Raw genomic sequence first — 18,929 nt, forward strand, 5'->3', positions numbered from 1 at the left:
CTCAACTACTCGTTTGAAGTTGCGGACGACGACTTTCCCCGGGTTTCTCTGGACCAGAACCGGCCCTTCCAGCCCGAAAAGCTTTCCAGTCCGTCGAATGCGCGATTCCTCGAAATCAGCGGGCAGGCCAACTCGATCGCCGTGGCAGCGACCATCCGGTCGAATGGATCAAGGTGACTCCAGTCCATTCCGCCTGACTGCACCGCCATCTCGGCAGTGATGGGGGTTACAACTCCCCCTGTGCCCGCAACAAGGCAGGGAGTCGGGCCATGATGACGCCGATCTCAGGCCATTTCCCGGATTGATGCTATTGCATGATCTCGTTGAAGCTGCGGGGTGAAACGTAGAAGGTCTGCGCAACCGTTATTGCCGCCCTGGCCACCGGATCGATGTCCGGCATATCGAGGAGAGTGCAAACCAACGTGTGTGTATCCAACTGGACTGTCGTCATTCCCAAAGAGCAATCTCTTCGTCGGACATGGGCTTGAGGAAGTCCGGAACGCATGTCACCTCACCTGCGGCAACGCCGAATCTGAATTTCGGCGTTGGCGGGGCCGTCGGCACAAGGCGCACAACCGGGTGCCTGCCCCGCACCAGCACTACCTCCTCGCCGCGCTCCGCGGCGGCGACAAGTTCGGACAGCTTCGCCTTTGCTTCTGCGGTATCCATCTGCATGTGATGTGTCGCTCCTACTTTGTTGGAAGAACACCTGGTCCAGGTTGGTCGTGAAAGTTCAAAATGGCAAGCATGGTCCTGCAACCGGAGTTCCGGTAACAACTCGCCTTCACGCCGCCGCTCGACAGCAGCAACGGCTGTACCCGGGCGCAGGGTCTTGGCCAGGTTCCATCCTTTAACGGCATCAGGGCATTTGTCGATCCACTCCGAAGTAGCCGATCTCTGATCAGGTAACCGTGCGGTAGGTGGGGTTGAGACACCAGATACCTTCGACTTGAGATTTCGATAGCATTTCGCCTGCAAGTACAGGGAGAAGACGATGCGCTTTGGTGCGGCCAATAGTTCCGGCCGTTAGCCAGATCTCGTTTGTGGGTTCGGCTACCTGCCGATCACATCGCTGCGTGAGCGCGCCAAAGTCTGAGGCAGCGGATGTTATAGCGCCCCGCCTTTAACTTGCGACATATCCTGCGGCCTTGAAGTAGTTCCAGCATTCTTGAGGCGAGTAGAGATCGCACACTTGAGCGATGGCCTCGAACATATCGGTGAACGTCCTCGCGCCGATGCGCCTGAGATGGGCCTTGAGCTTTGAGAAGGCCATTTCGATGGGGTTCAGGTCCGGGCTGTAGGGCGGCAGAAAGAGGAACCAGCAGCCAGCATTCTGCATCGCCTTGGCCGCGACCGCGTTCTTCTGCGTGGCCAGGTTGTCCAGAATGACCACGGTGCCGGGTTCCAGTTCCGGGATCAGCACCTTTTCGACGTAGGCCGCGAAGGCCGGGCCAGCCATCGCGCCCTATAGCGTTTGACGAAATACCTGAGACATGACGTATCTGCTAACGCGTTGAAATCTATGATTTCAGGCAGCGTTAGCTGATGCAGGTTTTTCGCATAACGCTTTAAGTGCGTCCGGCAAAGGTGCTGACATGATACATCCTCCCAAACAGGATGAATCACAATTTAGCTCTCATGGGAATCCCAATGATTCAGGTTTTCGGCGGGAGGCTTTAGTCCGAAGGGCGAGGTGCATCCTCATAATCGGCAAAGCGAAAAATTATGCTCTCACCAAGGGAAAAAAATTCAGCTCAGCTATCACCTATCCCCTTGGATTTCAGTAGGGGAAGCGCAAAATTATCCGCACCCCTACAACGTGGCCGCATCGGGAAATACCTAAAATGGGTCTATGACAGGCTGCGGCTGGTCATAGGGCCTTGATCGCGGGTGCAGGCTTTTCAGCCTGCGCCCGCGCGAGCGCTTCATGTTTCGGGGCCGCCGCGCCAAAATAATTGCCCTGCGCGGTCTGTGCGCCCATCGCGCGGACGATGTCGGCCTGCTGCCGGGTTTCGATGCCCTCGACGATTACGGCCAGTTCCAGATTTTCCGCGATATCCAGAATGGAATCGAGCAAAAAACGTGATCTATCAGAAGTTTCCACATCCTCCACCAGCGAGCGATCAATCTTGATTTCATCTGCGATGGTCGTGCGTAGATAGGCCAGTGACGAAAACCCAGCGCCAAAGTCATCAATCGAAATCTTCACCCCCAGATGATGCAGCGCGGCGATGATCTGTTTGGCAGCGCGCCAGTCTTGCATTTCTGCCGATTCTGTCATTTCGATTGTCAGAAGGCCGGGTGGCAGACCGGACATGGCCAGCGCATCGGCCACCGTATCGACAAAGCGTTGCGACGTGAAATGTAAGGTCGAGAAATTCACGCTGACTGCAAAACGCGTGCCGTGCTGAAGGTTGTGGGCGGCCAGATCACGCGTTGCCGCCCGCAGAACGCAGTAGTCAATATCGGTGATCAGCGCGCTTTCCTCGGCAATTGCGATGAAATCCAGCGGAGAGATAAACCTACCATTTCGATACCAGCGCACCAGCGCCTCGAACCCGTGGGTTCGACCCGTGTGCAGATCGACCTTAGGTTGCAAGAAATAGTCGATACTGCCATCCGCAATCGCGCGAGGGAGCTGGTCAATCATGGCCCGCCGCTCAAGGTACTTTTGCTCTAAAACCTTGTCGTAGAACGTAAACCGGTTCTTGCCCTGCGATTTTGAGGCATAAAGCGCGAAGTCAGCAAACCGTGACAGGCTGTCGACATTCGTACCAAATTCCGGATGCATTTGCCGGCTGAGCGCCACGCCAATGCTCGCGCCTGTACTCAAAACCTCGCCCTCATAAAGGATAGGTTCACTGATTTCTGCAATCAGCCTACTGCAAATATCACTAATTTCTTCGCAGTCATGGGTTTGCACGATGATCGCAAATTCATCCCCGCCCAGCCGGGCGACAAATGCCCTGTCGCGTTGGGTATGTCGCTTCATTTTTGCTGACACGTGGCGCAAAATAGCGTCCCCGGCCGCATGCCCGTAGGTGTCGTTGATCAGCTTGAAACCATCGAGGTCAACCAGCAGCAGGGATACGATGTTTCGACCATTCAGCAAGGTATCCAAGTAGTCCTGAAATGAGGTTCGATTGGGCAGACCGGTCAACGTATCAAAGAATGCAAGGTGCCTGATCCGTTGCTGGGCAAGATGGCTCGCGCCACGGGCCCGCACCTCGCGGTACAACAGAAAGACCGCCACAACGGCAAGGGCTAACAGACAAATCAGCGTGCCCCAGACCACGCGCTGCTGTCGGGCAATTGCATCCGACTGCCGGACAGAAATCCGATATTGTAGTTCTTGCATATCATCCAGATAGCTGATCAATGCACGGCGGGCCGCCTGTGACCGCTGAGTCAGGGCGATTGATGTGTTACTCAAGTCGGCAAAGTCGGTGGCGAGCAAATGATCGGCGAGCGCCTGCACTTGCTCCAATTGCCCAATTGAAATCATCATCTTATCTGCGCTAGCCCCGTCCTCCAAGGCGCGACCCAGATTGTCGATCCGCACGAACAGAAAATCGGCAGCGGCTTGAAAATCCGCTGCGGCCTCTGGCGAAACCTCTCCTTGCCACGCGGCTTCCTGCAAAATCGCCACCAAACGCTGCGCATCGTTCATAGCAACAAAGCCATTGCGCAGTTGCTGGTCATAGATGGTGCGGTGGGTGTCCTGCAACTGTTGCATTGTGACCTGAATGTATCTGCCCGCCACCAGACAGACCGCAAGAATACCAAGGATGCAGACACCCAAAATCACACGGCGAAACACCGATCGGTCGGCCCGATGCATGGCGTTTTCTCGTGCAATCTTGGTGTCCGACACCGGGTTTACTCGGGCTGAATTCGTGCGGCCATCCAAACCAAATATGATTCATTGGCTACCGGGGACGATGTATATTCATCCATCGGGATCACAAATTGAATCGGCCCGCGGGCGCGTCGGGTGTGGGGCTCACCATCCACACGTGTCGCGACTAACACTGTCACATTTTCCCACAATTCACGGGGGATCGTCGTCGAATAGTCATTTTCGGCGAGCGTACGGATTTGATCCAAACTGTCCAGACCGGCAGATGCCAGTAAATCGCGCAGCAATATCCCATCAAAATCAGCGGGTTCATCGCGCCATGGTGTGGTCGTGCGCAGTCGATAGGTTGGAAAATTTTCCAGTGTCTCGGGCGTATAGCTGGTCTCGTGCCCGTCGGGGTGGACAAGAACCAATTCGGCCTCTGCGTGGGTGATCGGCTCAAGGGTAACAGGGTGCAGTTCTGCCGCTATGGCCGCCGAGGCCGAGATGACAACCGCGCAGGCAGAAAGTATAAGTCTGAACAGCATAGCACGCTCCGGTATGTGGCGAAAATCCGGGACGTTATAGGGGCTGAGAGTTAACCGCACGTATGTGAGCGTCACTGCGATGCGCGATATTTAGGAAAAATTGCCAGCAAGTTTGTTGAACAACATCATTGTTTAAACCAGCTAGCTGCCACAGAAGGTAAAATCCTTACAAAGGATTTTCCCCAGATTTTTTGTAAAAGTCTGACTGGCGCTTGCCGTCGCCTGCGCGGCTTACAGCCCACCGATGTGATGCGTGCCACGGGACTTGGCCAGCGCGATCTGCTTTTGCCGCTCGCGGAAACGGTCCTTGTCGTCCTCAGTCGTCTCATCGACACACTGGTGACAGGCTACACCTTCTTCATATGCGGGGTGGTTACGATCCGCAGGAACAAGGGGGCGGCGACAGGCATGGCACAGGATATGCGGCCCCTCTTCCAGCCCGTGACCAACGCTGACCCGCGCATCAAAGACGAAACATTCCCCGTCCCATTTGCTATCTTGTTGGGGCACCTCTTCAAGGTACTTCAGAATGCCGCCTTTCAGATGATAGACGTCCTCAACCCCTTGACCCATCAGGTAATTCGTCGATTTCTCGCAGCGTATGCCGCCGGTGCAAAACATCGCGATCCGCTTGTTATGGAACCGGTGCTTGTTTGCTTCCCACCAGGCCGGAAATTCACCAAAACTTTTGGTCCCCGGGTCAATTGCCCCGTCGAAACTACCGATGGCGACCTCATAATCATTGCGGGTATCAATCACCGCCACATCGGGGGCGCTGATTAGATCGTTCCAAGCGGCGGCCTCGACATAATGCCCAGTACCATTGGCAATCGGGTCTACATCAGGCTGACCCATTGTCACGATCTCGCGCTTCAGGCGGACTTTCATCCGGTGAAACGGCGGGGTGGTGGCAGTGCTTTCTTTCCACTCCAGATCCGCACAGCCGGGCAGGGCGCGAATATGGGCGATGACCGCATCAATCCCCGCACGATCTCCCGCAATCGTGCCGTTGATCCCCTCTGCCGCCAGCAACAGCGTGCCGCTGATCCCGCGCGCCTTGCACAATTCCAGCAACGGCAAGCGCAGCGCAGCCGGATTATCGAACCGGGTAAAATGATAAAGTGCAGCAACAGTATACATGGGCAAGCAAATACGCCGATGGGGTCAATTGGGCAAGTCGCGCGATGCGGCGATTGCCAGCCCATCAGCCACAGCGGTAAAGGCTTCAGCGCTTTCCTGTGCGGCATGCGGAAACAGCCCGCCCATGACGTCCCGGACCACCTGCAACAGGCTGGACCCACCGACAAAGACGATCTTGCCGATCCGGTCGGCCGGGATATCCGCCATAGAAAGGGTTTCGACAGCACATTTGTGGATCGCAGCGGCGTGGCTGGCCAGCACGGCATCCATCGCGGCTTGGGTCAGCGGGGCCTGCAACTGCGGGGCAATCACACCCAGCCGGATCGCGGCCTCTGTCACATCGGGGGCGTTCAGGTCAATCTTGCCTGCCTCGACCGCAAATGCAATGTCATGGCCCAGCTCCATCTCAAGCACGGTTTTCAGCCGGGCAAAACGGGCAGGATCAACGCCCAGCTTGGCGAAATCTGTGGCCATGCGCCGGTTTTCGGGGGTATAGACAAAGGGAATTTTCTGCCATGTCGCCAGATCGTTGAATATCGCATTGGGCGCGGTGTGGCTGCCGGAACCCATCACATTGCGCACCTCTGTCCCGCGGCCCAGCAACGGCATGACCTCGGCAATACTGATGGCGCGGTCAAAATCGGTGCCGCCCACGCGGACACCATGGCTGGCGATGATGCGGGTCGCGTCTCCATCGCGCGCGAAGATCGAAAAATCTGAAGTGCCACCGCCAATATCCACAATCAGACCCAACGCGCCGGGGGCAAGCGGGCCACTGGCCAAGGCGGCGGCTTCGGGTTCATACATGAAATCCACATGATCAAACCCGGCCAGCCCATAGGCAGCGCGCAGGTCAACTTCGGCTTGGGCATTGCGCGCGGCATCGGTCGAATGAAACTGCACAGGGCGGCCTGACAGGGCGCGATCAAAACGCTGCCCGGTTTCCGCCTCCGCGCGCTCACGGATCATACGCAGAAAGCGGGCCACGACCTCAATCAAGGTCAGCCGCTCATGGGCGATGCGGCGCTTTTCTTGCATCAGCGGGGTGCCGAGCACTGATTTCAGCGCGCGCATAAAGCGGCCTTCGCGGCCCTCGATCAGGGCGGCATTGGCATCGGAACCATAGGTGGTGACCTTGCGATCATAATCAAAAAAGACCGAGGTCGGCAGTACAGTGCGCCCCGGCTCAACCGCGATCAGCTGCGGACGACCATCCCGCATCACCCCTGCCGCCGTATTGGAGGTGCCAAAGTCGATACCCAATGTCGCCATGATTACCTCCGTATTCATCAGGGAAAGGCGGGCCTGATAGACAAAACAGGCCCATCGCACAACCCCGCACCGGACTTGATTTGGAAAACCTGCCGGGCCAACGTGCCAAAGAAGGAGACCACCCCATGACCAAGATCATCTGGATGACCGATCCGCATTACCAAAGCGCGGGCGATATCGCCGGGCTTAACCCGCGCGTGCGGCTGGCCACAGCAATCGACCATATGAACACGCATCACGGTGATGCGGCATTGGCGGTTATCTCAGGCGATCTTGTGGGTGATGACATCGGGAATGATTACGCCGGTCTTTCCACTTATCTGGCGCGGTCAAACGTTTCCATTCACGCGCTGGTTGGCAACAATGATGACAGGGCGGGCTTTCGGGCGCATCTGCCGCTGCCAGAGGATGCGATGCCTGACTTCGTCCAATATGTACTTACGGTCGCAGGGGCACGGCTGATCTGCCTTGATACCCATAAACCCGGTTCGCATGCGGGTGAATTCTGCGCAACACGGCAAGATTGGTTAAAACAGATGCTGTTGCAGCAGCCCGATCTGCCAACCTATATCTTCATGCATCATCCCCCTATGGCGCTGGGGTTGCCAAAGCAGGATGAAATCAGGCTGGAAAACGGCGACGCTTTCCTCGATTTGATCAGCGGCTACCCCAATGTCAGGCATCTCTTCATCGGGCATGTGCACCGGCCCACCTGTGGTACAATCCGGGGCATTCCTTTCGTGACCTTGGGTGCGCTGTCTTTTCAGGCACCCGCGCCCCAACCTGATTGGGACTGGCAGAGCTTTAAAGCGGCGGAAGAACCCCCGCATTACGCCGTTCTTTCCATTCAAAATGGCGATATTACCGTGCAATTCACCCAGTATTGCACCTATGCGCATGGGATGGAGGCTGCACCACAGGCCTGACCTCGCACAGGTTTTCTTCCACCTCCAACTGGGCTAAAAAATCCTTATGCAACGCGTGATGATCTGTGGCGGGCCGGGCTCCGGCAAGAGCACGCTCGCCCGGATTTTGGGCGAACGGACAGGGCTGCCTGTCTATCACATGGACCATATCCATTACGCCGCAGGCTGGGTGCCTCGTCCAACAGAGGATAAAGACAGGATGAGCTGCGACATCCATCGGCGCGAATCCTGGATTTTCGAAGGCGGCCATTCACGGACATATGCGGACCGGGTGGCCCACGCAGATACGTTCATTTGGCTGGACCTGCCGGTTGGCCTGCGCTTTGCTCGGGTGATCTGGCGCACCCTGCGAGACTACGGCAAAACCCGACCGGACATGGCACCCGATTGCCCCGAAGGCTTCCACGCGGAAACCTTGCCCTTCTGGCGGTGGATCTGGCGCACACGCCATGCGTCGCGGATCAAACTTGCACGGATTGCCGATCAGCCCGGCCACCTGACCGTCTACCATCTACAAAGCCGCTCGCAGGTACGGCAGTTCATTGCTAACCTGCCCAAAACAAAGGAGCCCGCCAATGACCCATGCCCTGCTTGTGATTGATGTTCAGAACGACTTCTGCCCCGGCGGTGCGCTGGCCGTGGCGGGGGGTGACGACATTGTGCCCGGCATCAATGCGGCGATGAATGACTATGCGGCGGTGATCCTGACGCAAGACTGGCACCCGGCGGGGCACAGCTCTTTCGCCTCCAGTCACGGTGCCGACCCGATGAGCATGGCAGAGATGCCCTACGGGCCGCAGGTGCTCTGGCCGGATCATTGCATCCAGGGTTCGGTTGGGGCGCAGTTCCATCCGAACCTGACTGTGGACCGGGCCGACATGATCATCCGCAAAGGCTATAACCCGGCCATCGACAGCTACTCCGCGTTTTTCGAAAACGACAAAACAACGCCAACCGGGCTGGAAGGCTACCTGCGGACACGGGGGATCGCTACGCTGACGCTGGTCGGACTGGCGACGGATTTCTGCGTCAACTACTCTGCCGTAGATGCGGCACGGCTTGGGTTCGATGTGACCGTGCAGACCGATCTGTGCCGAGCCATTGATTTTAATGGATCACTGGCCGCCGCGACGAAAGAAATGATGGATGCGGGCGTCGTGCTCAAATAGCAGTGCAACGCAGTCCCGGACCCGATCCGGGACCTCAGTTGGCGCCCCCATCAACGTCCCCGCCCCGCGAACCAGACTGACGACGCGCCTGCCAGCATGATGACGATCAACCCGACAAGGCTCAACTGATCGGGCCATTGGCCAAACACCAGCAGACCGATGATCATTGCCGCCAGCAACTGACTATAGATCAGCGGCGCAATCACCCCGGCGGGCGTTGTGCGATTGACCAAAACCAACAGCAGGTTTCCCGCAGCGGACCCCAAAGCAGATACCGTGATCATCCCCAGCACTGGCCACGTCAGTGCCGGCACCGATTGAAACGCAAAGGGCAGCAACAAAACCGCCCCGATCAGCAATTGCGACAACAGCAGAAAACGGGGGCGAAATTCACCTGCCAGCCAGCGGGTCGCCACCAGATAACACCCGTGAAAACAACCCGCCAATATGGCAAAGCCCATGCCCGCCGTCATGCCAAAGCCGGGGCGGACAACCAGCAAGACGCCCAGAAAACTGACAAGTAGCAGCAGGGTGCGGGCGACGCTGATCCGCTCCCCCAACAGCAATGCCGACAGAAAATAAGACACCACCGGGCCTACAAAGAAACCGCCAAACACATTGGCCATCGGCTCTGTCTTCAGGGCGGTCAGGATGCACAGAATCCCGCCCACGATCAGCCCCGCGCGCAGGGCCAGGCGCCAATCCAACATCAACGGCAGCTCCGTCCGTTTCAGCCCTGAAAAGGGCAACAACAGAACAGCCGCCAGTGCAAAGCGGGTCCAGGCCACAAATGTCTGCGGAAATCCTGCACCGGTCAGCACGGTCGCCGCGGCATCGCCACCGACGATAAAAAACATCGCCACCACAACCATGCCGACGACCTGCACGGAATAGCGACCCATCGGCGCAGGGGGGCGGGATGTCAAATCAATCCAGCGCCATCAAAGCGGCAACCCCGATCAGGATTACCCCCAAGGCCAGACCAACCATCGCCAAACCTTTTGCGCGGGACGGCTGCATCGCCCGCATGATGTCATCCTCGTCGAATTCAAACGCCTCACCGTTATCCGTCACACTGACGGTAGGCGACGTTTCGGGCTGGGACACCCGCGCTTCAGCCACAGGGGTGACAGGGCGCGGCTCTCGCTTGGGCGGGGCAGGCATCTGGGATGCGGCAATCGGTTCTGCCGTTCCCAGATAACCCAGAAACGCACGCAGATCGAAACCGCCCCAGTTCAGGCCTTCGACATCCACGTGATGCACATTAGTGGTCAGCTTGCCGATAATATCCGCGCGGGGCTCTTCATCCGCTTCGGGATAACGACCGGACGGGGCACCGCTGTCATAGGTGGCCGCGCCAAAGCCTGAATCGCGGAAATATTTCTGCACAACCGGATCGGCGCGGCGCAAGGCGGCCAGCACTTCCGGATCGCGCCACATGGCGACTGGGGCGGTGCCGGGCACGGCGGCAATATCAAAATCATACTGTAGCGGCATCAGCGGCACCTTTCCGGCAATATGTCCCATGCGCGCGTGATCAATGACATCCGGGCATTCCCCTCTCCCTATACGCAGGTCAGATCACCGCAACTTTGGGGAAAATGCAACCGATGCTTCGCGAACCGGCCAAATCGCGCCGGGGGAGCGGGCCAGCAGGGCTTGCCTCCGCCGCACACGCTTGGTCTAACGGTGCGGCAAAACGGGGGGACCCTATGGTCGATATCGCCACACGCGTCTGGAACCACAAATGGAAGATCGACCCAATTGTGCGGTCGCTCATCGACACGGATTTCTACAAACTGCTTATGTGCCAGTCGGTGTTCCGCAACCACCCCGACACGCAGGTCACCTTTTCGCTGATCAACCGCAGCAAATCGATCCGTCTGGCCGACCTGATCGACGAAGGGGAACTGCGCGAACAGCTTGACCATATCCGGTCGCTCTCGCTCACACGGGGGGAAAGCACATGGCTGCGGGGGAACACCTTCTACGGCAAACGACAAATGTTCACCCCGGCCTTTATGGAATGGTTCGAAAACCTGCGGCTGCCGCCCTATCACCTGGAAAAGCATGACGGGCAGTACGAACTGACCTTCGAAGGTAACTGGCCAGAGGTCATGCTCTGGGAAATCCCGGCGCTGGCGGTGCTGATGGAACTGCGGGGGCGGGCGGCGCTGCGGGACATGGGGCGGTTCGAATTGCAAGTGCTCTACGCGCGGGCGATGACGAAACTCTGGGAAAAAGTCGAAAAGCTGCGGCCCATCGACAACCTGCGGCTGGCCGATTTCGGGACACGGCGGCGGCATTCCTTCCTCTGGCAGGACTGGTGCGTGCAGGCGATGACCGAAGGGCTGGGGGAACGGTTCGCCGGGACCTCCAACTGCCTGATCGCCAAGAACCGGGATATGGAGGCGATCGGGACAAACGCCCACGAACTGCCCATGGTCTACGCCGCGCTGGCTGACAGTGACGCGGCACTGCGACAAGCGCCCTATGACGTGCTGGCCGATTGGCATGAAGAGCATGAAGGGAACCTGCGGATCATCCTGCCCGACACCTATGGAACCAAAGGGTTTCTGGACGGGGCACCGGACTGGCTGGCGGGATGGACCGGGATCAGGATCGACAGCGGCGACCCGGCAACAGGGGCGGAAAACGCGATCAACTGGTGGAAATCACGGGGGGAGGATCCGCGGGAAAAACTGGTCATCTTCTCTGACGGGCTGGACGTGGACAAGATCATCGAGCTGCAAAAGCAATTCGCCGGACGGGTGCGGGTCAGCTTCGGCTGGGGGACCATGCTGACGAACGATTTCAAAGGGCTGACGCAGAACGAAGCACTGGTGCCATTCTCACTGGTCTGCAAAGCGGTCAGCGCCGAGGGGCGACCCACGGTCAAGCTGAGCGACAACCCCAACAAGGCGATGGGACCGGAGGACGAGATCGCGAGGTATAAGCGGGTGTTCGGGGTCGGCGAGCAGGTTGGGATGGAGGTTGTGGTTTAGGTTGTTTTTAATTATTGAAAATCAATCTAAAGGATAAGTAATGATTACTGTTCAGCTCCCGAGACAATTTGAGGCCGATAGACTTTTTCTCTTCATTAAAGAGAATTTTGGAACCTTTGAGTCTGTGCCGGACGCTGTTGAATTCGATTTTTCAAGAATGAATTTTGCGTTTCCTTCGGGCGTCGTCTTTTTAAGCAACTTGACACGTTTCCTGCTGCGTCAGGGTTGTGAGGTAAGTTATTCTGGTATGGATACGAACAAAGAGTGCATCAAATTCTTAGACGACTCGTTGTTCTTTCAACAGCACCTTCGAGAAAAGCTATCGCAGCATAGTGCCCCTCGCGTCACCACTCAGCCGCTCATTGAGTTGCGCCATAAGGATTGTCATGCGTGGATACATAATATCTTTGCGCCTTGGTTGAGCGAGATATCAGGCGTTCCAATGTCTGGGTTGGCTGAGTTTCAGACCTGCATGTCTGAGTTGTTCAACAACATCAATGATCATAGCGCTTTCGACGTTGGTAGTGTCTTTGCTCAATGGTACCCACAAAAGAAGAATCTGCAAATCGTCATTGCAGACTTTGGGCAAGGTATCCCGGAAACCGTCCGAAGAATTGAGCCTCACCTGTCGGACAGCGAAGCGATCATTCGTTCATTTGATGAGGGTTTTTCATCACGGAGCACACCACAGAACCGGGGTCAGGGACTATACTACCTGAGGCAAAATGTGCTTGAACACCTTGGTGGTGCGCTAACCGTTCGTTCACGTGAAGGTGCGGTGACGTTCCGAAAAAGTGGAAATTCTTTAACAGTTGTGCCATATGTTGTTCAAGGGTTCTGCCCGGGAACAATGATTGAGTTCAACATACAGACTGATGTGATTGAATTTGAAGAGGAAAATGGCGGAGACTTCGAATGGTGGTAAGCGTCAAAAATTTGGTCAATGGCTGCGATACGAATGATCAAGGTATCGTGATCTATAAACATGTCTCCTCGTGTCTTAAGGCGGGCACTAAGGTCACTCTCGATTTCTCAGGGATCTCGAACGTTACCTCTTCGTTTGTCAATTCTTCCGTCGTTCAGCTTATAGATGATTTTGGCTATGATCATGTCCGGTCGTTACTGGTGATTAAGGGTGTCAATAATCAAATTGGAAGCCTTCTTCGGGAGCGCATGACGAAGATTGCAGCCTAATATTCGGTGGGTGCGTGCAAAGCACACACCCTACGTGTCCGGATCGACTGCCCCCCGCAACGCCTTCACTTCTCCGCGCACCTTCTTCCCTTTCAACCGCCGTTTGACCGACCCATAGGTCGGTTTCGTCGTTATCCGGCGCTTGGGGGTGACCGTGGCTGTCCGGATCAGATCGGCCAGCCTGTCCCACGCGATCTCGTGGTTGCGGGCCTGGCTGCGGGTGTCTTGCACAAAGATCACCAGCGCCCCGTCCGTGGTCCAGCGCCGCCCTGCCAGCCGCCGCAGCCGCCGTTTCACCGGGTCGGGCAGGTGCGGCGAGCGTTCGGCCTCGAACCGCAGCTCCACCGCCGTGGACACCTTGTTCACATTCTGCCCGCCGGGTCCGGACGCGCGGGTGGAGTTTTCGGTCAGCTCCCAATCGGCGATGGTGATCCGGTCGTTAATTGTCACAGCCTGCACCGTGCGTAGGGGGCCAGCATTTTGCCGACACTTATCCGGGACCTCAACAAACTATTAACACTCACCAAAGCCACCGTGCCGTGCGGACCGATGGAAGTCCGACGCATATCCGACGTAATTCCGCATGCTGAAAATTGTAGCAATTGGCCATCGATAACGAAAAAGGGCCACCCCGGCGATGGGATGGCCCTTTCCTGAATTACGGAGGCGGGTCGGTTAGGTTGCCCACCTTATGGTCTTCTCAGCCAAGGGCTGCCTCAGCTGCGACCCCCATAAGTTGTCCCGACACACTTCTCCAATACCTCATGATGCACTGGATCACCTCCTTTCAATATGTTTCGCCTACAAGAAGGTTCGCACAGATTTGGTATATTTCAAGTAAAATTATACCATTCATAGCGATTATATGGCGGGTTGCAGCCGATGCCTAACAATCAGGCGGAACGGAATCAGCGCAATCAAAGCCACAAAAACCTTCACCCCCCAATCCGCCACCGCCAACGACACCCAAAGAGGGACCGTGGGGCCGGTGTTCAGGAAGGGGACCATGTCTTGCGCCCAGATGATCTGCTCTGCGGCGAAGCTACTGAAACTGTTGAAAAAACCGGCGAAGGCAATGGTGAAGAAAATTGCCGTGTCCACGACAGACCCGACAATCGTGCTTGCCAGTGGCGCTTGCCACCACGCGCCGCCGCGGAACCGGTTGAACACCACGATGTCTAAAAGCTGCGCCACTAGAAATGCTGTTGCGGATGCAATCGCGACCCGGATCGGCACGGCGGGCCCGAACTCCAGCATGATCTGCGAGCCAATGAGGCTACAGATGATTCCGGCGACCAGACCGGCAAACACCACTTTGCGCGCGGCGGCGGGGCCATAGATCCGGTTCATCACGTCGGTGACCAGAAAGGCCAGCGGATAGGTGAACGCGCCCCAGGTCAACAGACCGTCTAGGATCAAAAATTGTACAAGGATATTCGACGCCACAACGATGGCGGCCATGGCGATAACGCCGGGAAGGATACGTGTCATGATGCTGTATTCCGTTTTGACAAGGGTGCGGCACTTGGTCCCCGATCCGCCGGGGACAGCGCGCAGTAACGCCTCGTGCCTAGTCCGTCAATCTGTATTCCACGATTTCCGTGCGCTGGAAGAACTTGAAATTATCGTCCGAGATCATGGTCAGCCGCAGCCCGTCCGCATCCTGCCAGACACTGATCCCTTCCAGATTGTCATGCAGGCGACTACGGGTTTCGAGCAATGTTTCCTCACCCGTGCCATCCATGGCAAAGCGGCGCACGCGGGTCCGGAATCCAAGTCCGGTGAAATCCCGTTCTAATAGATACAGCTGATCGTCCGGTCCGATGTCGGCACCGACGATCAGGAATGGGCCGCGACGCGGAATGGCAAAGGGCTGATCCCAGATGCCCTGCCGTAGTCGATATACCGGGAAAGGTGTGCTCATCCAGCCTGACCGCTCGGGCAAGGTATAAAGGGTCCCATCTGCGTCAATCGCCAATGCTTCCAGTGATGCGTTGGGCTGCATTGTCGCAAAGGCAGGCGCGGTGATCAGATCTGTTCCGGGTTGATCAATGCCGGGAAAGCGGCGCAGCCCGTGATCCCACTCGAAAGAGACATAAATCGTCCCATCGGGCGCGATGGCCAAGCCTTCGCTATCGTTGTCAGGGTGACCAAGTGCGGCACCATCGGGACCGCGCAGCGGAACCATCGCCCCGGACGTCACGCCAGTGATCACCCCATCCTGCCGCTGAAATACGCCGCCGAAAAGATTGCCCCGATCACTGAGCGCGAGAAACCCCGTTCCGTTGGGCGAGAGGGTGATCGCGGAAAACCCGCCAAAACGCGGGTCATCATGTTTCCATGTGTAAGCCCCGATCAGCACGGCATCGGCCAGCGCAGGTGCGCCGCAGAGCAGCGCGATCAGGCAGAGAAGGTGACGCACTTATTGTGAGTTCAGCACATTCAGGCATTGGCCCGGCAGGGTCGCCATCGTGATTTCCGCACGCGGGCGGGGTGGCGGTGCATTCGGGTCCGGGGGTGGCGGGTTCAGGATATTGTTCACCCATTGTTGCGCATCCGCACAGCCATCGCCAGCAGGGGGCGGGGCCTGGTCAGTACAGCCAACAGCGCCTTCGGGGCAGTTCAACCGCACGTGGAAATGATAGTGATGTCCCCACCAAGGCCGGATTTTATTCAGCCATGTCCGGTCACCGGTTTCGGCATTGCACATGGCCACTTTGGCGCCGGGAAAGACAAAGATACGGGCTACGCGCGGATCGGAACCTGCTGCGCGCAGAATTTCCATATGCTGCGGTGTCCAGCTATCATTGGTGTAAGCCCCGGCGTTACGGCGCATCGAGATTGAGGAGATCTGCTCGCGCTCTTGCACGCTCAGGTCCAGTCGATCCGGGGGCAGCATCCAGATATCCGCGTCCAGACCCGTCTGGTGGCTGGCATGGCCGGTCAGCATCGGCCCGCCGCGCGGCTGGCTTAGATCGCCGACATACAGGCCTTCCCAGCCGGGTTGGGTCGCGGCAAAACGGCTGAGATCCTGAATAAATCCAATCGTTTCCGGTTGCGCCCAGTTACGGTTGCGCGACAGGCGCATGGCCTGCCAGGTGGGGCCGGTTTCGGGGAGTTGCTGCGCGCCAGCTTGGCAGCCTTTGGCATAGGCACCAAAGGACTGCGGCTGCTGCGCCGACCCGCGTGCCATCGCACCAAAAAGCGGCTTGGCAAGGCGCAGATCACTAATGCTCTGCGATGAGACCTGCGGCGCGGGTGGCGGGCTAGACTCGTCTGCTTGGCAAGCGGCTAGGCCGAAGGCGAGGGTGATTATTGCAATGAAGCGGACCATTCTGCGCGATCTCCGTCTTTGTTGACCCACCGTAGCAGCAAAAGTCCGCCGATGAAAAGAAGAAGAACAGGCGCATAGCCCAGTTGCACGCTCCCCGTCAGATAAGAAGCAAGCGCGATGAGCGCAGGCGCAAGAAAGGCCGTGGCCTTGCCTGACAATGCAAACAGGCCGAACGCCTCGGCCGGGCGGTCGGGATGGCTATGGCGCACCATCAGCGAACGCGACGCCGCGTAAACCGCCCCGCCAGCCCCGCCGATGATTGCCCCACAGATGAAAAAGATCGTGTCGGGCAGCGTTGATTCTGCTTCCAATGGTATCCCGAAGAGCGCTGTGCGCGACATGCCGACGATCACGACTGAAACGCCGATCATCGCCCAGAGTGCTGTGATGATGACCGGCTTCGGGCCAAAACGGGCATCGGCCAGCCCGCCCGCCCACGTGACGATGGCGGCAAAGATTGCCGCGACAACACCGAATATTCCGATATTCGTGATCGACCAATCCAGCACCAGCGCAGCATAGATACCCCCATAGGCATAAAGCGCATTCACCCCGTCCCGGTAGAGCATGGAGGCCAGCAGAAAGTTCCGCAGGCTTTTCCGCTTTGCGACGCCTTTCAGATGCCGCCCCAGATCACGAGCGACCGCGCCCAACCGGACCTTGCCTTGCTGCGCGGGGGCCGGATCACGGACCCACATAAAGAAGGGGATCATGAAAACCGCGTACCAGAGGGCGATGAACGGCCCTGTGGCGCGTGTGCCTTCCATCTGGTCCGGGTTCAGACCGAAAAGCGGCGCGCGCCCGATCAGGGTCCGGCCGCTGTTACCGTTTTCAGCAAAGAGCAGCAGGATAATCACAAGTGCCGTCACCCCGCCCCAATAGCCAAAGGCCGCACCAGAGCCAGAGATGCGCCCGACCTCTTTTTCATTGCCGAGGCTGGGTAGGATGGCGTTGATGAAATTCAGCGCGGACTCGGCGGCGACGAAGCCGATAAAGAAGACCGCCATGTAGAACCAGACCGCCTCGCTATCAGGCATCATGCCCCAAAGCGATGCGGCGGCGATGACGTAGATAACCGAAAACAGCGCGATCCATGGGATTTTCCGCCCTGAATGGTCCGCATAGGCCCCAAGGAATGGTGCGGTAAAGGCGATAAACAGCCCGGCAAAGACCTGCCCCGTAGACCAGATCGACTGTGCCTGCGCGCGAGCGGTGTCGTCATCTAGGCCGGTTCCCAGCAGATAGGCTGTGGCGACCGAGGCGAAATAAGGTCCGAAGATGAAGGTCAGGCCGAGCGTGTAATAGGGCTGCGAGGCCCAATCGAATGCCATCCATCCCCAGATGCGTTTCTTGTTCGCCGTCATGACCCTGCCCTTGATTATGCTTGGGCGGATCAAACACTGCAATGCGGGCCGGTGGCAAGTGTTAACCTTTACGTGTGGGCAGAGGTCCCGGATCGGTTGTCCGGGACGAGGTTACACCCCATTGCCGTCGTCTGTCGGGGGCCACGGGCGGGTGGCGTCGGCGTCAATCCAGCGCTGCACCCAGTCCGGCAGGGTCGGTGCCTCGCCCGTGTATCCGATGGCATCAAAGACCCGTTGCGGCACAACGATCCCGGATTTGTCGGTGACCGCCGACCGGTAAAGCGCCTGCACCGCGCATTCATCCCCGATCCAGATCGACTGATCGAGATAGAAAAACCGCTGATCCCAGCCCACCGCTTTGCTGACCGTTCGGAATTTTACAAAGGGGCGGATGCGTTTGCGATAGCGGACCGATACGCCTGCCATGGTTAGCCCCCACCCATTTGCCCGCAGGGTGCGCAGCAAGCCCACCCGGTGCGCCAGAGTTGTACGCCCCAGATCAAGGATGGTCAGGATGCGCCCATTGTTCATTTCCATGAACAGGTCGATATCCTGCGGCCAGCACCGGTGATGTGACACATGGGTGCCAAGCGTGGGCAGTTCCCCGGCTTTGCGGTGCAACGCAAATTCCTTGGCAAGACGGATCAACGGGTACATCTGGGCTCTTTCCTGCAATTCCCCGGCGGCCATGATGCAGATTGACGTGCGCGTCAACTTTAACTTTGCGGCAAGGGAAGGCTTGTCCGACAGGGCGCAACCGCTTACCTGATGGAAAACCAGACGCAAAGGGCCCGGTCATCATGGTATCCGTCATTCAAATTCTGCTGCTGCTGCTTGATGTGCTGTGGTTCTTTGTCATCGCTCATTTCATCATGAGCTGGCTGATCCGGTTCGAAGTGCTCAACGTGCGGCAGGAATTCGTGGGTCAGGTTTGGTACACGCTTCAGCGTATTCTAGAGCCGGTATACAGACCGATCCGACGGATTATGCCTGATCTGGGCGGGATCGACATTTCCCCAATCATCGTGCTGCTTGGTATCCAGATCCTGCGCATCCTGATTGTGAATAATGCCGGTGCCTTTGTGTGACGGCTTTCCGCGCATTCGCCCTGTGCGCGGCAGCGAGTGCTTGCGCGTCTG

General features: G+C 57.7%; 21 protein-coding genes and 1 pseudogene. 7 read left to right on the top strand and 15 right to left on the bottom strand.

Annotated features, from left to right (window positions below):
• Positions 1-5 precede the first annotated feature (5 nt).
• The 7 genes and pseudogenes from ACJ5NV_RS07750 to ACJ5NV_RS07780 form a co-directional block, all read right to left on the bottom strand.
• Positions 6-221 carry a PIN domain-containing protein gene (locus ACJ5NV_RS07750; RefSeq protein ID WP_411643134.1) on the bottom strand — a complete coding sequence of 72 codons (216 nt, stop codon included), beginning with the start codon at positions 219-221 and terminating at the stop codon, positions 6-8.
• 226 nt (positions 222-447) lie between these two features.
• Positions 448-675 (bottom strand): type II toxin-antitoxin system Phd/YefM family antitoxin, encoded by a 228-nt coding sequence (locus tag ACJ5NV_RS07755; RefSeq protein ID WP_411643078.1) that lies wholly within the window; start codon positions 673-675, stop codon positions 448-450.
• 448 nt (positions 676-1,123) lie between these two features.
• Positions 1,124-1,465: pseudogene (locus ACJ5NV_RS07760) on the bottom strand (transposase); the annotation flags it as partial.
• A 405-nt stretch (positions 1,466-1,870) separates the two neighbouring features.
• Positions 1,871-3,841 carry a putative bifunctional diguanylate cyclase/phosphodiesterase gene (locus ACJ5NV_RS07765; RefSeq protein WP_411643079.1) on the bottom strand — a complete coding sequence of 657 codons (1,971 nt, stop codon included), beginning with the start codon at positions 3,839-3,841 and terminating at the stop codon, positions 1,871-1,873.
• 38 nt (positions 3,842-3,879) lie between these two features.
• On the bottom strand, positions 3,880-4,386 hold the full coding sequence (locus ACJ5NV_RS07770) for a hypothetical protein (RefSeq protein WP_411643080.1): 507 nt from the start codon (positions 4,384-4,386) through the stop codon (positions 3,880-3,882).
• A gap of 231 nt (positions 4,387-4,617) precedes the next feature.
• Positions 4,618-5,526, bottom strand: a complete 909-nt coding sequence (gene trhO, locus ACJ5NV_RS07775; protein ID WP_411643135.1) for an oxygen-dependent tRNA uridine(34) hydroxylase TrhO — start codon at positions 5,524-5,526, stop codon at positions 4,618-4,620.
• Positions 5,527-5,550: 24 nt separating this feature from the next.
• On the bottom strand, positions 5,551-6,798 hold the full coding sequence (locus ACJ5NV_RS07780) for an Hsp70 family protein (RefSeq protein ID WP_411643081.1): 1,248 nt from the start codon (positions 6,796-6,798) through the stop codon (positions 5,551-5,553).
• A 125-nt stretch (positions 6,799-6,923) separates the two neighbouring features.
• Between ACJ5NV_RS07780 and ACJ5NV_RS07785 the strand changes: the two genes are divergently transcribed.
• The 3 genes from ACJ5NV_RS07785 to pncA are packed head-to-tail and all read left to right on the top strand — an operon-like array spanning position 6,924 to position 8,893.
• Positions 6,924-7,724, top strand: a complete 801-nt coding sequence (locus ACJ5NV_RS07785; protein WP_411643082.1) for a metallophosphoesterase — start codon at positions 6,924-6,926, stop codon at positions 7,722-7,724.
• A 46-nt stretch (positions 7,725-7,770) separates the two neighbouring features.
• Positions 7,771-8,325, top strand: coding sequence for a P-loop NTPase family protein (locus ACJ5NV_RS07790; protein ID WP_411643083.1), 555 nt, complete (start codon positions 7,771-7,773; stop codon positions 8,323-8,325).
• Positions 8,300-8,893: a bifunctional nicotinamidase/pyrazinamidase gene (pncA, locus tag ACJ5NV_RS07795; RefSeq protein WP_411643084.1), complete on the top strand. Its 594-nt coding sequence runs from the start codon at positions 8,300-8,302 to the stop codon at positions 8,891-8,893. The genes ACJ5NV_RS07790 and pncA overlap by 26 nt, the downstream gene beginning before the upstream one ends.
• Positions 8,894-8,943: 50 nt before the next feature.
• Here the strand turns inward: pncA and ACJ5NV_RS07800 are convergent, their stop codons facing one another.
• Positions 8,944-9,795 carry a DMT family transporter gene (locus ACJ5NV_RS07800; RefSeq protein ID WP_411643136.1) on the bottom strand — a complete coding sequence of 284 codons (852 nt, stop codon included), beginning with the start codon at positions 9,793-9,795 and terminating at the stop codon, positions 8,944-8,946.
• A 25-nt stretch (positions 9,796-9,820) separates the two neighbouring features.
• Positions 9,821-10,420 carry a hypothetical protein gene (locus tag ACJ5NV_RS07805; protein WP_411643085.1) on the bottom strand — a complete coding sequence of 200 codons (600 nt, stop codon included), beginning with the start codon at positions 10,418-10,420 and terminating at the stop codon, positions 9,821-9,823.
• A gap of 185 nt (positions 10,421-10,605) precedes the next feature.
• Here ACJ5NV_RS07805 and pncB point away from each other — a divergent pair, with 185 nt between their 5' ends.
• Genes pncB through ACJ5NV_RS07820 form a run of 3 tightly spaced genes read left to right on the top strand, consistent with a single transcriptional unit; the run spans position 10,606 to position 13,092 of the window.
• Positions 10,606-11,898 carry a nicotinate phosphoribosyltransferase gene (gene pncB, locus ACJ5NV_RS07810; RefSeq protein ID WP_411643086.1) on the top strand — a complete coding sequence of 431 codons (1,293 nt, stop codon included), beginning with the start codon at positions 10,606-10,608 and terminating at the stop codon, positions 11,896-11,898.
• Between the two features lie 40 nt (positions 11,899-11,938).
• Positions 11,939-12,823 (top strand): ATP-binding protein, encoded by an 885-nt coding sequence (locus ACJ5NV_RS07815; RefSeq protein WP_411643087.1) that lies wholly within the window; start codon positions 11,939-11,941, stop codon positions 12,821-12,823.
• Positions 12,814-13,092, top strand: coding sequence for an STAS-like domain-containing protein (locus ACJ5NV_RS07820; RefSeq protein WP_411643088.1), 279 nt, complete (start codon positions 12,814-12,816; stop codon positions 13,090-13,092). Before ACJ5NV_RS07815 ends, ACJ5NV_RS07820 begins: the two co-directional genes overlap by 10 nt.
• A gap of 30 nt (positions 13,093-13,122) precedes the next feature.
• Here ACJ5NV_RS07820 and arfB read toward each other — a convergent pair whose 3' ends face one another.
• The 6 genes from arfB to ACJ5NV_RS07850 form a co-directional block, all read right to left on the bottom strand.
• Positions 13,123-13,542 carry an alternative ribosome rescue aminoacyl-tRNA hydrolase ArfB gene (gene arfB / locus ACJ5NV_RS07825; protein ID WP_411643089.1) on the bottom strand — a complete coding sequence of 140 codons (420 nt, stop codon included), beginning with the start codon at positions 13,540-13,542 and terminating at the stop codon, positions 13,123-13,125.
• 411 nt (positions 13,543-13,953) lie between these two features.
• Entirely contained in the window at positions 13,954-14,583 is a 630-nt protein-coding gene (locus ACJ5NV_RS07830) for a queuosine precursor transporter (protein ID WP_411643090.1), read from the bottom strand.
• Positions 14,584-14,662: 79 nt separating this feature from the next.
• A complete protein-coding gene (locus ACJ5NV_RS07835; RefSeq protein WP_411643091.1) occupies positions 14,663-15,514 on the bottom strand; it encodes an esterase-like activity of phytase family protein in 852 nt (283 codons plus the stop codon).
• Positions 15,515-16,426 (bottom strand): penicillin-insensitive murein endopeptidase, encoded by a 912-nt coding sequence (mepA, locus tag ACJ5NV_RS07840; protein ID WP_411643092.1) that lies wholly within the window; start codon positions 16,424-16,426, stop codon positions 15,515-15,517.
• A complete protein-coding gene (locus ACJ5NV_RS07845; RefSeq protein ID WP_411643093.1) occupies positions 16,405-17,790 on the bottom strand; it encodes an MFS transporter in 1,386 nt (461 codons plus the stop codon). The genes mepA and ACJ5NV_RS07845 overlap by 22 nt, the downstream gene beginning before the upstream one ends.
• Before the next feature lie 111 nt (positions 17,791-17,901).
• Entirely contained in the window at positions 17,902-18,447 is a 546-nt protein-coding gene (locus tag ACJ5NV_RS07850; RefSeq protein WP_411643094.1) for an acyl-CoA thioesterase, read from the bottom strand.
• 143 nt (positions 18,448-18,590) lie between these two features.
• Between ACJ5NV_RS07850 and ACJ5NV_RS07855 the strand changes: the two genes are divergently transcribed.
• Positions 18,591-18,878, top strand: a complete 288-nt coding sequence (locus tag ACJ5NV_RS07855; RefSeq protein ID WP_411643095.1) for a YggT family protein — start codon at positions 18,591-18,593, stop codon at positions 18,876-18,878.
• The last annotated feature ends 51 nt before the right edge of the window (positions 18,879-18,929 follow it).

Origin of the sequence: Loktanella agnita (genome assembly GCF_046640325.1) — a bacterium.
Classification (GTDB): Bacteria; Pseudomonadota; Alphaproteobacteria; order Rhodobacterales; family Rhodobacteraceae; genus Yoonia; species Yoonia agnita.

Coding starts and splice junctions, on each gene's coding strand:
- ACJ5NV_RS07755 (WP_411643078.1), bottom strand. CDS start 675: ATGCAGATGGATACCGCAGAAGCAAAGGCGAAGCTGTCCGAACTTGTC.
- ACJ5NV_RS07765 (WP_411643079.1), bottom strand. CDS start 3,841: ATGCATCGGGCCGACCGATCGGTGTTTCGCCGTGTGATTTTGGGTGTC.
- ACJ5NV_RS07770 (WP_411643080.1), bottom strand. CDS start 4,386: ATGCTGTTCAGACTTATACTTTCTGCCTGCGCGGTTGTCATCTCGGCC.
- trhO (WP_411643135.1), bottom strand. CDS start 5,526: ATGTATACTGTTGCTGCACTTTATCATTTTACCCGGTTCGATAATCCG.
- ACJ5NV_RS07780 (WP_411643081.1), bottom strand. CDS start 6,798: ATGGCGACATTGGGTATCGACTTTGGCACCTCCAATACGGCGGCAGGG.
- ACJ5NV_RS07785 (WP_411643082.1), top strand. CDS start 6,924: ATGACCAAGATCATCTGGATGACCGATCCGCATTACCAAAGCGCGGGC.
- ACJ5NV_RS07790 (WP_411643083.1), top strand. CDS start 7,771: ATGCAACGCGTGATGATCTGTGGCGGGCCGGGCTCCGGCAAGAGCACG.
- pncA (WP_411643084.1), top strand. CDS start 8,300: ATGACCCATGCCCTGCTTGTGATTGATGTTCAGAACGACTTCTGCCCC.
- ACJ5NV_RS07800 (WP_411643136.1), bottom strand. CDS start 9,795: ATGGGTCGCTATTCCGTGCAGGTCGTCGGCATGGTTGTGGTGGCGATG.
- ACJ5NV_RS07805 (WP_411643085.1), bottom strand. CDS start 10,420: ATGGGACATATTGCCGGAAAGGTGCCGCTGATGCCGCTACAGTATGAT.
- pncB (WP_411643086.1), top strand. CDS start 10,606: ATGGTCGATATCGCCACACGCGTCTGGAACCACAAATGGAAGATCGAC.
- ACJ5NV_RS07815 (WP_411643087.1), top strand. CDS start 11,939: ATGATTACTGTTCAGCTCCCGAGACAATTTGAGGCCGATAGACTTTTT.
- ACJ5NV_RS07820 (WP_411643088.1), top strand. CDS start 12,814: ATGGTGGTAAGCGTCAAAAATTTGGTCAATGGCTGCGATACGAATGAT.
- ACJ5NV_RS07830 (WP_411643090.1), bottom strand. CDS start 14,583: ATGACACGTATCCTTCCCGGCGTTATCGCCATGGCCGCCATCGTTGTG.
- mepA (WP_411643092.1), bottom strand. CDS start 16,426: ATGGTCCGCTTCATTGCAATAATCACCCTCGCCTTCGGCCTAGCCGCT.
- ACJ5NV_RS07845 (WP_411643093.1), bottom strand. CDS start 17,790: ATGACGGCGAACAAGAAACGCATCTGGGGATGGATGGCATTCGATTGG.
- ACJ5NV_RS07850 (WP_411643094.1), bottom strand. CDS start 18,447: ATGTACCCGTTGATCCGTCTTGCCAAGGAATTTGCGTTGCACCGCAAA.
- ACJ5NV_RS07855 (WP_411643095.1), top strand. CDS start 18,591: ATGGTATCCGTCATTCAAATTCTGCTGCTGCTGCTTGATGTGCTGTGG.